At 71.1% G+C, this 12790-nt stretch carries 9 protein-coding genes; 3 read left to right on the top strand and 6 right to left on the bottom strand.

Going from position 1 to position 12790, the window contains the following annotated elements; translation table 11 throughout:
- Window positions 1–213: 213 nt before the first annotated feature.
- Complete coding sequence (locus AB0I71_RS07350) at window positions 214–1902, top strand: hypothetical protein (RefSeq protein WP_357582379.1); 1689 nt, start codon at window positions 214–216, stop codon at window positions 1900–1902.
- 119 nt (window positions 1903–2021) lie between these two features.
- Here AB0I71_RS07350 and pulA read toward each other — a convergent pair whose 3' ends face one another.
- The 3 genes from pulA to AB0I71_RS07335 form a co-directional block, all read right to left on the bottom strand.
- The gene (gene pulA, locus AB0I71_RS07345; protein ID WP_357582378.1) at window positions 2022–7514 is read right to left on the bottom strand and encodes a pullulanase-type alpha-1,6-glucosidase; all 5493 of its coding nucleotides are present in this window, start codon (window positions 7512–7514) and stop codon (window positions 2022–2024) included.
- Between the two features lie 215 nt (window positions 7515–7729).
- Window positions 7730–8437, bottom strand: coding sequence for a cellulose binding domain-containing protein (locus tag AB0I71_RS07340; RefSeq protein WP_357582377.1), 708 nt, complete (start codon window positions 8435–8437; stop codon window positions 7730–7732).
- Window positions 8438–8528: 91 nt separating this feature from the next.
- Window positions 8529–9221 (bottom strand): hypothetical protein, encoded by a 693-nt coding sequence (locus tag AB0I71_RS07335; RefSeq protein WP_357582376.1) that lies wholly within the window; start codon window positions 9219–9221, stop codon window positions 8529–8531.
- Window positions 9222–9233: 12 nt separating this feature from the next.
- On the opposite strand from AB0I71_RS07335, the gene AB0I71_RS07330 reads away from it, so the two are divergent.
- The gene (locus AB0I71_RS07330) at window positions 9234–9425 is read left to right on the top strand and encodes a hypothetical protein (protein ID WP_357582375.1); all 192 of its coding nucleotides are present in this window, start codon (window positions 9234–9236) and stop codon (window positions 9423–9425) included.
- A 158-nt stretch (window positions 9426–9583) separates the two neighbouring features.
- On the opposite strand, the gene AB0I71_RS07325 is transcribed toward AB0I71_RS07330, so the two are convergent.
- Both AB0I71_RS07325 and AB0I71_RS07320 read right to left on the bottom strand, forming a co-directional pair.
- The gene (locus AB0I71_RS07325; RefSeq protein ID WP_357582374.1) at window positions 9584–9973 is read right to left on the bottom strand and encodes a hypothetical protein; all 390 of its coding nucleotides are present in this window, start codon (window positions 9971–9973) and stop codon (window positions 9584–9586) included.
- Between the two features lie 37 nt (window positions 9974–10010).
- Window positions 10011–10670: a hypothetical protein gene (locus tag AB0I71_RS07320; protein WP_357582373.1), complete on the bottom strand. Its 660-nt coding sequence runs from the start codon at window positions 10668–10670 to the stop codon at window positions 10011–10013.
- 19 nt (window positions 10671–10689) lie between these two features.
- On the opposite strand from AB0I71_RS07320, the gene AB0I71_RS07315 reads away from it, so the two are divergent.
- Window positions 10690–10878 carry a hypothetical protein gene (locus AB0I71_RS07315; protein ID WP_357582638.1) on the top strand — a complete coding sequence of 63 codons (189 nt, stop codon included), beginning with the start codon at window positions 10690–10692 and terminating at the stop codon, window positions 10876–10878.
- A gap of 8 nt (window positions 10879–10886) precedes the next feature.
- Here AB0I71_RS07315 and AB0I71_RS07310 read toward each other — a convergent pair whose 3' ends face one another.
- Window positions 10887–12560 carry a right-handed parallel beta-helix repeat-containing protein gene (locus AB0I71_RS07310; RefSeq protein WP_357582372.1) on the bottom strand — a complete coding sequence of 558 codons (1674 nt, stop codon included), beginning with the start codon at window positions 12558–12560 and terminating at the stop codon, window positions 10887–10889.
- Window positions 12561–12790 lie beyond the last annotated feature (230 nt).

Raw genomic sequence — 12790 nt, 5'->3', positions numbered from 1 at the left:
GGGTCCGGGTGGAAGCCACCGGTGCGTGCCGACGAGCGTGGGCCTGGGGCCACTGCCCGTCGACGTACCCAATGTGTGGTTATTTCGGATAAAGCCTTGAGGCGAGGAACATTCTCATACGGTGTTTCTGGGAGCTACAACCGATTTGTAGCAGGGGACGCTCGCCTGTGCGTGACGACCCTGTCTGGTACGACGAGAGGGCAGAGAGCTCCGATGTCCAACTACGTATCCAAGAACAACGCCAGCGAGCCGGAGGCGACGCCCAAGCGGCGCCGCAAGCTCTGGCTCGCCAGTGGCGTCGCCGGGCTCACCGGCGTGGTCAGCATTGCCGCCGTCGGCGTCGCCACCGGTGCCGGCGCGGTTGGTACCGATGGTCTGCGCTGGTCCACCGCCCAGCAGGTCAGCAGGGACGGCGACCAGAACGCGGTCGCCCCCGAGGGGCACAAGGGCAAGAAGGAGGATCGGGCCGACAACACCGCCGATCGGGCCGGCAACGCCGCCGACGAGCGTGCCCGGCACGACAGGAAGGACGGCGAGAAGAAGGACCACGGCAAGGACGTGCCCTGCAACAGCGACAAGCTGATCCAGGCGCTCGTCTTCGCCAACGAGAATCACGGCGGTGTCCTGAACCTGGCCAAGGGGTGCACCTACACCCTGACCCGTTCCGACGCCACCGACGGCACCGGCCCCAACGGCCTTCCGGTGATCACGGAGAACGTGGTGCTCAAGGGCCACGACACCAAGATCGTCCGGGATGCCACCGCCGAGGACTTCCGCATCCTCAACGTGGGACGCGGCGGCAACCTGACCGTCAAGGGCCTGACCATCAAGAACGGCCAGACCCGCGCGCTGGCGGTCAACGGCGACACACCGGAAGCGGTCTGGTCGCGCTTCTCGAACTCGGTGGAGGCGACCAAGGCCGCCGAGGCGAAGAAGGAGTACCTGCCGCTGCTCCGGGCCACGCCCAAGGGCGTCGCGCTCAAGGCCAAGGCCGCGAGCACGCCGTCGGTGCTGGCCGATCCGGAGTCGAACGACGGCGGTGGCGTGCTCGTGCAGCCTGGCGGCACCGCCTCCTTCGAGGAGACGCACATCGTCGCCAACCAGGCCGGCGGCGTCGGCGGTGGCCTGGCCAACTTCGGCAAGGCCAGCCTGTACCACACCACGGTGGCCGACAACACCGCCTTCCTCTACGGCGGCGGCATCTTCAACGCGGGCGTGCTGCGGGTGGCGGCGTCGACCGTACAGAACAACGACGCGATCATCGGCGGTGGCGGCATCGCCAACGGCGCGGCGTTCATCTTCCGCGAGGACATCGACGGCGGCACCGCCTGGATCGAGAAGACCGAGGTCACTGGCAACGAGGTGCTCGGCTTCGGCGGTGGTCTGCTCGACATCGAGGGCAACACGACCGTTCGGTACTCCAAGGTCACCGGAAACACCGCGCTCCTGGCCGGCGCCGGGATCACCGCGGCTGGCGATGACAGCACCCTCGAGCTGGCACACGTCGAGGTTGCCAAGAACACCACGGCCGGCGTCGGCGGTGGGTTGGCCCTCGCCTTCGGGGCGATCGCCAACGTCGAGGAAACCAAGATCGTCGAGAACAAGGCCGGCTTCTTCGGCGGTGGCGTGTTCAACGGCACCGGTGAGGCGACCTTCCGGCACAGCGAGATCAGCGGCAACCGGGCCGTCGGCCCGCTGGGCATCGGCGGCGGCATCTTCACCGTCGCCGGTGTGATCGACCTGGAGAAGACGAAGGTGGCGCACAACTTCGCCACTCTCACCGCTGGCGGGGTCTTCAGCTTCCTCGGTGAGGTGAACGTGGACGACAAGTCGGCCATCACGGCCAACAAGCCGACCAACTGCGCCGGCACTATCACCGCTATCCCGAACTGCTTCGGCTGATCACCACGTGACCGGCTCCGCCGGACCGAGGTAACGGGACTCCGGCCCCGCCGGGACCGATCCAGATGGATCGGACCGGCGGGGCCGGAGCACGTTCCGACTCGCGGCACCGACCGGAACTACCGTTGGACGAAGACCGCCACGCTGCGCGCCGGTACGGTGAACGTGCCGCTGGCCCGGTCGAACGCCGCGGTACGCAGCACCGGGTCGGCCGAGGAGCGCAGCACCGGGTGCAGCGTCACGTCCGCCCCGCGCAGCCCGGTCACCCGCTGCGTGGCGCTTTCCGGAGTGGCGTTGAAGACCACAGTCACCGACTTCCACGCCCCACCGAGCCCACGGGCGTCGAGGGTCATGGTGAGCACCCCCGGCGTCTCGTCCGCACCGGAGAGCGGGAAGGCGACCCGCTGCTGCACCTGCTTCGCGGTGGGCAGCCCGAAGACCGGCGACGAGGCCCGGATCCGCAGCAGCTCGGCGTACCGGGCGTCGGTCAGTTCGACCGCCGCGCAGTCCGGCACCAGCTTCGGATCGGCCAGCAGCGGCTTCGCGTACGGCCACTTGTCCCGGTTGTCCTCGGCCGGCGGCAGGCCGATGCCGAAACCGTTGCCCTGAGCGCAGTCCCAACGGATCTGGTTGAACCAGTCCCCCGAGTTGTACGAGTTGCGGTCCAGCGACTTGGACCGCAGCCGCTCGGTGCCGGTGGTGACGAACCCGGCGCCCTGGCCCATCATCACGGTGCTCAGGGCCAGCACCTGCATCCGGGCCCGATCCGTCGCCGAGGTGGCCTGCGGCAGCTTGTACGCCAGCGCGTCGTACAGGATCTCGTTGTCGTGCGCGTCGACGTAGGTGATCGCCTCCCCCGGCGCGTCGGTGTAGCCGGCCGGCGAGCCGTTGTAGTCCACGTCGGCCCCGGTCACCGCCCGCCCCGACGAGTCGACGAACCGGTAGCCGCGCAGGTTGCCGGTCAGGCCCACCTTGATCAGGTCGTGCTGGAGCAGCAGCCGGGCCCGCTGTTCGGCGGCCGAGCCGTTGACCGGGTCGCCGTTGGGGGCGGTGAAGAGCCCGGAGGCGAAGCCCTGCCGGCGCGGGTTGTCGTCGAACGGGCCGCCGCCGCGTACCGCGTCGCGCAGCCGGTCGTTGAAGGTGCCGATCCCGGTGCCGGCCATGTTGGCCTGCGTCGCCTGCACGAAGCGGGCGTCGTCGGCCACCTCGCCGAAGTTCCATCCCTCGCCGTAGAGCAGGATGTTCTTCCCGTCCACCCCGTCGCGGGCCACCGTCAGCCGGTCCAGTGCGGTGCGTACGGCCAGGATGTTCGCCTTCGGGTGGTGACCCATCAGGTCGAAACGGAACCCGTCCACCTTGTACGCCTTCGCCCAGGTGACAAGCGAGTCCACCACCAGCTTGCCCATCATGGCGTGCTCCGGTGCGGTGTTCGAGCAGCAGGTGGAGGTGGCCACCGTGCCGTCGTCGAGCAGCCGGTGGTAGTAGCCGGGCACGATCTGGTCCAGCACCGACTTCGGGTCGGTGCCGGCGGCCGAGGTGTGGTTGTAGACCACGTCCATGACCACCCGCAGGCCCGCGTCGTTGACCCCGGCCACCATCTGCCGGAACTCGGTGGTGCGCCGGGCGCCCTCCGGGTCGACCGCGTACCCGCCCTCGGGGACCGTGTAGTGCAGCGGGTCGTACCCCCAGTTGTAGCCGTCGGTCTCCTTCACCGCGGCCACGCAGTCCTGCTGCCGCTCCGAGTCCGGCGGCAGCGCCGCCAGGTCGCAGTCCGGCTGGCGCTGATCGGCCCGGCGCTCGGGGATGGTGGCGAAGTCGAACGCCGGCAGCAGGTGCAGGTGGGTCACCCCGGCGTCGCTTATCGCCTTCAGGTGCCGCATCCCGGCGGTGGCCGGGTCGGTGAAGGCGAGGAAGGTGCCCCGCCGCTGGGCCGGCACGGTGTCGTCGGCGATGGAGAAGTCCCGCACCGACAGCTCGGAGATCTGCACCTTGGCCGACGGCACCGCGGCCGGTTTGGGTAGCCGCGCCCAACCCGCCGGGGCGAGCTTCGGGTCGGTCAGGTCGACGATCTGGCTGTGCGTGGAGTCCGCCGCCAGCGCCACCGAGTACGGGTCGGTGACCGAGGCGGTTACCAGCTGCTGGGTCGCCGGCTGCCACGCCTGCACCCGGTAGCGGTAGTACTTGCCGCTCCAGGACCGCTGCCCGCGTACCGACCAGACGCCGGTGCGGTCGTCGCGGCGCATCGCCACCGGCCGCGCGGTGGCCGTCGGCGCGTCGTACAGCTCCAGCGACACCGTCCGGGCGGTCGGCGCCCAGACCGACAGGGTCGGCACCCCGCCGGAGAACGTGGCACCGAGGCTGGCCTTGGTGGCCGGCGCGTACACGTCGTCGAGCACGCCGGGGATCTGCACACCTGTGGCACCGAGCAGGGTGCCGTCGGCGGCCCGCTCGGTCACCAGCAACTGCCCACGCAGCGCCGCCGGCACCTTGGCCAGGTCCCGCCGGTCCAGGGTGAAGGCCCGGTGGTCCCACAGGTGCGGGAAGGCCGCGCGCTGGGCCTCGGTGAGCCCGTTGCGCTGCGCGGTCAACGGCAGCGAGGTGTACGTCCCGACCAGCTCGCCGTCGACCACGCGTACCCCGCCGGCCGGTGCGGTCACCAGGGCGTACGCCCGACCGTCGGTGGGACCGGTGCGCCAGGCCACTGTGGACCTGTCGATCCAGTGCGCCCGCTGCCTGGTGATGTCGGTGTCCGTACCGGTGCCGGTGGCCGTGGCCGGCAGCAGCCGGCCCGGTGTCGCGGCGAGCAACCAGACCTCACGGCCGGCGTCGGCGAAGTCGAGCCGCTGGTCCTGCGGCAGATCCTTCTCATCGCCGCGGTGGATGATGTAGCTGAGCCCGGTGGCACCCTCGGCCAGCGGCACCCGGAACTCGGCGCCGAACGAATCGGTCCGGGTCGGCGGCATCGGCTTCGCCCAGTCGGTGGGGGTGGCCGCGCCGTCCCACAGGTGCAGGCCCCAGCCGTCGTAGTCGCCGTCGGGCCGGTGGTAGTGGATGACCGCCACGCCCTCCTCCACCGGCGGAGCGGGTTCGCCCGTGGCCTCCTCCCGGGTCTGGTACGTCGCCGGGTCGCCCTGCTTGACCCAGACCTCGCCGGTCTGCGTCACGTCCACGGTCCGGTCGTTGTCGACATCCTTGTTGCCGTCGGCGTCGACCACCAGGAAACCGACGGTCTTCGCACCGGGCTTGAGCTTCACCCACGCGAACCGTCCGTACGCGTCGGTGCCCGCGAACGGCTGTCCCTGCGGCCACTCGGTGGCGTACTCCGGGTCGATGTCACCCCAGGCGTACAACCCCCAGTCGTCGTAGTCACCGTCGGGGCGTTGGTGGTGGACCACCAGCCAGTCCCGCGACGAGCCGGACTGCTCCGGGGTGCCGACGGTGGCGGTGGAGCGGGCGGACGCGGTGCGGCCCCGACCGTCGCGGACCACCGCCTTGTACTCGATTTTCGTGCCGGCGGCCAGACCGGTCAGGTCGTGGTGCACGGTGTACGGCGCGTGGTCGGCGGAGCCGAGCAGCGTCCACTTCCCGCCGGAGACCCGGGCCGCCATCGTCACGCGCGCCAGCGGGTCGCCGGTGACCTGGGCGGTCACCTCGGCCCGGGTGGCCGGCGCCCCCTCGGGGGTGGTGATGGTGATGCCCGGCTTGGCACCGGGCAACGCGACCGCCTCACCGGCCCGGTGCACCACCGCCGACAGTGGCGGCACGGTCAGGGTCAGCTTGCCGTCGCCGGTGGCGACCGGCCGGGCGGTGCTGCCGTATAGACCGGTGAAGGTGGCGCCGGCCGACCAGGTGTCCACCGTGACAGTCTGCTCGGTGGCAGCGTTGTTCACCGCCACCAGGTACTCGGTGCGGTCGTTCGGATCGAAGCGGGAGGCGGCGAAAACGCCGGGCCCGTCGGCGGCGTACCGGGTGACCTGAACGCCGTCGCGCAGCGCCGGGTGGGCCTGACGCAACCGGCCCAGGTCAGCGATGGTGCGGTAGAGCGGGTGGGCGCTGTCGAACTGGTCCTGGGCGTGGGTGCGGTCGGTGCCGAGCAGGTCGTCGTCGAGGTAGTCCGCGGTACGCGAGGCGAACATCGGCTGCCGGGCGTCCTTGTCGCCACCGGCGCCGGTGAAGCCCTGCTCGTCGCCGGAGTAGATCACCGGCTGGCCACGGGTGAGGAACATCAGCTCGTGGGCGAGCTGGTCCCGACGCAGGTGGGTGGCCGGGTCGGTGGGGCCGTTGGCGATGAACGAGCCGATCCGGCCCATGTCGTGGTTGCCGAGGAAGGTGGTCAGCCGGCCGGCGTGGGTGTCCCGGGCGGCGTAGAGGTCGTCACGGGCGTAGAGGTCGGCCAACGCCTTGGCCGATCCGTCGTTCGCGGTGTAGCCACGCGCCGCCTCCTGAAAGCCGAAGTCCAGGGTGGCGGGCAGGCCGCCCTGCCGGACGTAGCTGGAGGCGATCTCCGGGTCCGCGCTGTACACCTCGCCGAACATGAAGAAGTCCTTCTTGCCGGCGCGGGCCGCCGCCTGCTGCACCCCCTGGCTGAACTGCGGCCAGAAGTCCATGTTGACGTGCTTGACCGTGTCCAGCCGGAAGCCGTCGACTCCGGTGGACCGCACCCAGTCGGCGTAGATCTTCGTCATGCCGCGGACCACCTCGGGCCGCTCGGTCCACAGGTCGTCGAGGCCGAAGAAGTCGCCGTACTCGCTGTTCTCCCCGACGAATGTCGAGTCACCACGGTTGTGGTACATGGTGGGATCGTTCAGCCACGCCGGGACCTTGACCTTCGCGTCGGCGCGGGTCTCGAAGGTCGGGGTGTACGGGAAGGAGTCACCGTTGACCTTCGGGAAGTCCCGGCTGCCGTCGGCGTAGTTGCGGTCCTCGAACGGCCGGCCCTGCGCGTCGCGGTAGGGCGCGGTCGCCTTGTCCACGTAGCTGAACTTGTCCTCGGCGTAGGTGATCACGTCGGCGGTGTGGTTGACGATGACGTCGAGGTAGACCTTGATACCGCGCCGGTGAGCGAGCTGGACCAGCTTCTTCAGGTCGGCGGGGCTACCGAAGTGCGGGTCGACCTGGGTGAAGTCGGTGATCCAGTAGCCGTGGTAGCCGGCCGACACGTCGTCGCCCTCGCCCTGCACCGGCCGGTTTTTGAAGACCGGGGCGAGCCAGATGGCGGTGGTGCCCAGCCCTTCGATGTAGTCGAGTCGCTCGGTCAGTCCCTTGAGGTCGCCGCCCTGGTAGAACCCCTTGTCCGTGGGGTCGTACCCGGTACGCAGCCGGTCCCCGGTGAGGCCGCCCCGGTCGTTGCGCGGGTCTCCGTTGGCGAACCGGTCCGGTAGCACGAAGTAGAACTGCTCGGCCCCCACCTGACGGCGGCCGGCGTCGAGCAGGGCCGCGGTGGAGGGTTCGGTGTGCCAGGTGACGGCACCGGTGGCGCTCGGTGCCCCGGTGGCGGCGGACCGGCCCGATGCGGCGGCGGGGGTCACCGCGACCGGCGTGCCGACCAGGGTGACGGTGAGCAGGAAGACGAGGGCGAGCAGGATTTTGCGCGGAGTCGGCGGGGGTTTCATCGACGGCCTTCCTCTGGTCGCTGATTGGCCCGCACGCTAGCTCTTGCCGAAAGATTCTGCAATACCTTGCAAACAGGCCCGCAACAAAGCAGACACTTGCGCAAGGCGGGACACCGCCAGTCCTTGTGGACCTTCGGGCCGCGTGTCACAGAACCGCGCCCGAGCAGCCGAGGCCGAGCCGACGGTCGGGCGGCACCGGCACAGCCCGGTGCGGCCTAAACGCCGCGGCAGGCGCGTCCGGAGACGCTGCAACTCGCCGGCCGGGAACCGGCCGACTCGATGTGGAAACGCAGGTACACCGACGAGCCTGCCGTCAGGTCCGGACCGCTGCGGTAGGTGAGCACCCCGCCGGTACCGCTGAACGTCCCCTGTGGCACGCCCTCCAGCCAGGCGGTCACCACCCGCCCGCCCGGGTACTCCACCCGCGCCACCCAGTCGAGGTCACGCCGGGCGGTGTTCCGGATCCGCACCTCGGCGATGAAGCCGCCCTGGAACACGTGCAAGACCTGGTAGCGCGCGTCGAGCGGGTCGGGCGGTGGCGCGGGCGGGGGTACCGCCGGACGGGACGGCTCGACGGGCGGCTCGGTGTTCGGCGGTGGAGCCGTCGTCGGTGCCGCGCTGGGGGTGGGACTCGGTGGATCGGTACGGCGCGGGGACAGCCCCGGCACCGCCAGCGACGGCGGCACCGACGTCTCCCGACCCGCCGACGAGGCGTGTTCCGGTATCGGCGCGGCGGCGACCGGTGGCTGCCCCGGCGGCACCGACTGGAAGTCCGGCCCGGGGCCCCGGTACGCGCCGACCGCGATGACGAGCAGCACCACCATGATGACGACCCCGATCGACACCAGGATCCATGGCGAGGAGGCCACGGCGGTGGAGCTGTGCGGCGGAAACTGACGGGGCGCGCGACGCATACCGGACATGTCTCTCCTCAGCGGGCAGCCCGGCAAGCGTAACGATCTTCAGCCACGCCGGAAAGTGCCCGACGAACCACCAACTGTCCTAACCGGCGATTCAGCCGACCCCGCAGGATGTTCCGTTGACCGTGCACTGTGCCGGGTACTCCCCGCCCCCGGTACGGGTGAAACGCAGTTGTACCGACTGCTGGGCCCCGGCGGCGAGCTGGCCGGTTCCGCTGAGCAGATACCAGCCGCTGCCTCTGATGGTCACCGAGACGCCCGGGCCGCTGGAAGCCCGGATGCCGGTGACGCCGCCGTTGAAGCGCAGTTCCACCTGCCAGTCGTTCGACCGCCCGGTGCCGTTGCGGACCACCAACTGGGCCTCGAAGTAGTCCGCGTCGCCGCTGTCCTGCACCCGGTAGCTGGCGGTGACCGAACCACCCCCGTCGGCCGGTGCCGCCGGTGCGGACGCGCTCGGTGACCGGCTGGTCTCCGGCCGCGCGGGCGCTCCGCTGCGCGACGGATCGGTCGGCCGTGCCGGCGTCCCGGCGGACTGCGTCGGCGAGCCGGTCGGGGCGACCGAAGCCGTCGGAGTGGCCGGGGCGGAGGGGCCGGTCGAGGTGGTCGAGCCCGCCGTGGGCGCTGACTCCGCGCTCTCCCCGGCGGGCGTCGGCAGGGCGATCGGCGGACCCGGCGACCAGGCCACCGGACGCTCGGGACCACGGAACGACAACAGTGCGACCACCAGCAGCACCGCCAGGACCGCGACACCGACAAGCACCACCACCCACGGCGCGGAAGCGATCATCCTGGACAGGGTGTGCCCACCGACCACCCCAGCGGCGGCGTCACCGTTGCGGTCACCAGCGGCTTCGCCGGTACGGTCACCGGCGGCGTCACCATCCTGGTCGCCAGCGGCGTCGTCGTTCTGGTCACCGGTGGCGGCACGGTTGCCGTCGCCGTTCTGGTCACCGGTGGCATCGTCGTCGGCATCACCGGACGGCCGCACTGACATTGAGGTCCCCACTCGTCGTCGCCGACGGGCCAGCCTAGTCACGCCGGCCCGGGGCGCGAAACGGGCAGGTGCCGAAGCCGTCCGACCCGCGCGGCGCGCCGGACGCAACGACGCCCCGCACCTGGCCGGTTGACGGCCCCGGCCGTACCGGTGGCTCAGCCCGTCCGCACGACAGTGCAGATCGCCGGTCCCTCGTCGGTGCTGCGCAGCAGGTAGCGGTAGCGTTCGCCGGGCACCTGCCGGCCCTGGCTGTCGAGGAACTCCCAGCGCACCGCCACCTCCACGAGCAGCGCCGACACCTGCTGCACCTGCTCGATGTCGGCGTGCGCCGCGACCAGCTCACGCTCGGTGTAGTCCGGCGCGGCGCCCACGAAGGACAGCGCCACGGCGGCCGGGGAGTTGAACGAGAAGCTGTAGGTGTCGGCCACCACCAGCCCGGGCAGGGCGTAGCAACCGGCGATCGCCGGCAGGTCCCCGACGGTCAGCGCCACACCGTAGCTGTCGAAGAAGTCGGTAAGCGTGTCGAGATCGGTGGAAGCAGTCACGCCGCAAGCAATTGCCGGCGCGCGGCCCGACGAAACCTCAACGCGGCGGGATCCGCACCTCGATCTCGCTGCCGAGCCGGGCGCCACCGTGCAGCCCCAGGTCGTCACCGCTCCAGAACCGGCCCGGGTCGTACCAGTTCGGTCGCCGTCCCGTCGGCAGCAGCCCCATCGCCTCGTAGGTGACCGCGACGACCTCGGCGCAGTACGCGGTCTCCAGGGCCAGGTCGCGCCCCGCCGGGACGCGACGCCGGGACGCCGGCAACGGCAGCCGCGGTGACGGCACCCGGCCCCGCACCCACCGCCAGGCCAACTGGGCGGTGGACGGGAACGGCGTGCCGTCCAGCCGGGCGATGGTCCGCAGCACCGAGCGCTCCATTTCCGCGTCGGCCGGCGGCTCCAGCTGGCGCAGCCAGCCACGCTGGCCGTACCGGTTGGCCCAGACGCAGACCGCGTCCCGAAGGTCGTGCAGCTGCACCCCACGCTGGTGGGTGCCGGTCCACAGGTCCGGCAGCGACCGGCCCAGCTCGGCGTGCCACATCAGCGGCGGCATGTCGTCCAGCACCACCGCCATGCCCACGTGGTTGACCGGGCTGTTGGTGGTCAACTGGATGGCCCGATCGGGCACGCTGCGGCCCCGGAAGACCCACAGATCGCCGGTACGGGTCAGCTCCACCGCCTCGTCCAGGCTGATGCTCATAGGGGTCTACCCTAAGCGGATGCGGCGAGGGATGCGGTGGTGGAAGGTCCTCGGGTTGGCCGGTCTGGCCGGGGTCGCGGCCTCCGGCGTGGTGATCGCCCGGGCGGAACGACGGCGGCGCGCGTACACCCCGGAGGAGATCCGGGCCCGGTTGCGCGACCGGCACGCGGAGGCCAGCTCGGTCTCCCCGGCCGACGAGGCCGGCTGAGGCGTCCCTCAGTCCACTTCGGCGTGGTTGCGGTCCCAACGGCCGCCGACCGGCTGGCTGTCCAGCCGCAGCGCCCCCTCGGCGTTGCCGGCGAGGTCGTTGTCCTCCACCCGGCACGAGACGCACGCGCCTCGGTCGCTGATCCACATGCCGTAACTCTGCGTCGGGTCGTCGCGGTTGTCCCAGATCCGGTTACCGCGCACAATCGCCGACTCGAAGTGGGCGTGCACCGCGATTCCGGCCCGTACCGGTGCCGCCGCCGGCAGCTCGTAGCTCGCCCCGGGTGGCGGCACGTCCTCGTTCCAGGCGATTGCGGCGTCCGGCCGCAGATCGGCCAGATCCAGCTCCATCTCGCTGTTGCCGACCACGAGCGCCAGCCGGGACCCCACCCGGAGCAGCTTTCCGCGGTGCCCGTCGGGCTGCCACCCCGCCGTACGGTCCGACACGGCGCGTCGGGCGTACCGTACCGATTCACCTGAGCCGGTGGCGGCCGGGGCGCACTGCCGCCCGTTGCTCCGGATCCGGTTGTTCGTCACCGACGCGTCGACCATCGGCCGGTCCACCCGGATCCCGTCCAGCCCGTTGTCCCAGAACTCGTTGCTGTCTATCACCACGTCCGACGCCGGGCCCTGATAGCCGTTGCCCAGGTCGTGCTGGTGGTACCCGTACCAGCCGTTGCCGCTGATCCGGTTGCCCCGGATCGTGTACGGCCCGGGGGTGTTGCCCATGCTGATCCCGTCGCGGACGTTGCGGTCGATCACGCAGTCGGTGAGGATGCCACCTCGGCCGGCAACGCCCGCCGTACCGTTGGCGGAGACGTCGAAGCCGGCCTCCAGGTTCCCGGTGAGCGTGCAGGCGGAGACGATCAGGCCGTCGGCGCCCCAGTCCGAGATGCCGAACCGGTTGGCCTGGCTGTGACAGCCGATGATGCGGTACCCCCGCGGCGGCGTCCAGTACGGCTTCTGCAGTTCAAGGAAGATCCCGTTGGTGCCGTTGCCGAGCGTGGTGCAGTTGCTGATGGTGCAGCGCTCCACCGCACCCCAGCCGCCGATGCCGATGCCGATGCCCGCACCGCCCATCTCCTCACCGTTGTCCAGCCGCCCGCAGCCGACCACCACCACGCCGTCGATCAGGCTGTCCTGCAGGAAGTCGCAGCCGAGGCCGGTGGCACCGGTGTGGTGGATGTAGAGATTGCGGAAGACGCCCCGCACGACGTACTGCAGGCCGAGCCCCTTGGCCAGATAGCTGTACTCCGCCATGGCCACGCCCGAGCCGTCGATCTCGAAGTCGGCGAAGGTGCAGTCGGCGATGTGCCGGTCCCGGTCGGCGCCGTGCTGCACCGTGGTCCAGAACGCCAACGGTGTCGGGTCGGCCCGGTTACCTTCGTTGCTCAACACGAACCGGGTGGCTCCCGGCCCCGCACCGATAAGTGACACCCCGCTGCGCCACACCGTGCCCGCGTCCCGGATCGAGTAGATCCCCGGCGGGCAGTAGATGACGCGCGCCCGACCGTCGGCGGCGTACCCCTCGCCCAGGCGGTCGACCAGAGCGGACAGCGCAGGCTGGTCGTTTGTGACCCCATCGCCCCGAAGTCCGAAGTCAAGCGCGTCGCACCACAGCGGCGCCCCGGCGACCGGCGACAGGCGCTCGCGGATGGCGACGGACCGGTCCTGCTGCCGCACGGACCTCTCCCCTCGGTCGTGGCCTCTGGTCCGCCCGGCTTTCCCCTTCGCCCCGCCCGAAAACGCCCCGCCCCGGGGCACGCGGGCGGGGCCGATGGCGACCTGACACCGCATGTCCGTTATCACCCTGTATGGGGTGACCGGGGCCACGCCGGCGGCGGAATCGCGGGCCCGGCCCGGTGGTTATACATGGCGTAACCGCGAGCGCCCCCAGCGCCGCCCCCGGCCCG

This window comes from Micromonospora sp. NPDC049891 (assembly GCF_040660295.1).
GTDB lineage: Bacteria > Actinomycetota > Actinomycetes > Mycobacteriales > Micromonosporaceae > Micromonospora.
The sequence above is the reverse complement of the archived record's forward strand: the minus strand, read 5'-3'. Positions and strand labels throughout refer to the sequence as shown.

Excerpts from the sequence above, each read along its gene's own strand:
- AB0I71_RS07335 (WP_357582376.1), bottom strand. The coding sequence starts at position 9,221 with ATGATCGCTTCCGCGCCGTGGGTGGTGGTGCTTGTCGGTGTCGCGGTC.
- AB0I71_RS07340 (WP_357582377.1), bottom strand. The coding sequence starts at position 8,437 with ATGTCCGGTATGCGTCGCGCGCCCCGTCAGTTTCCGCCGCACAGCTCC.
- AB0I71_RS07320 (WP_357582373.1), bottom strand. The coding sequence starts at position 10,670 with ATGAGCATCAGCCTGGACGAGGCGGTGGAGCTGACCCGTACCGGCGAT.
- pulA (WP_357582378.1), bottom strand. The coding sequence starts at position 7,514 with ATGAAACCCCCGCCGACTCCGCGCAAAATCCTGCTCGCCCTCGTCTTC.
- AB0I71_RS07315 (WP_357582638.1), top strand. The coding sequence starts at position 10,690 with ATGCGGCGAGGGATGCGGTGGTGGAAGGTCCTCGGGTTGGCCGGTCTG.
- AB0I71_RS07350 (WP_357582379.1), top strand. The coding sequence starts at position 214 with ATGTCCAACTACGTATCCAAGAACAACGCCAGCGAGCCGGAGGCGACG.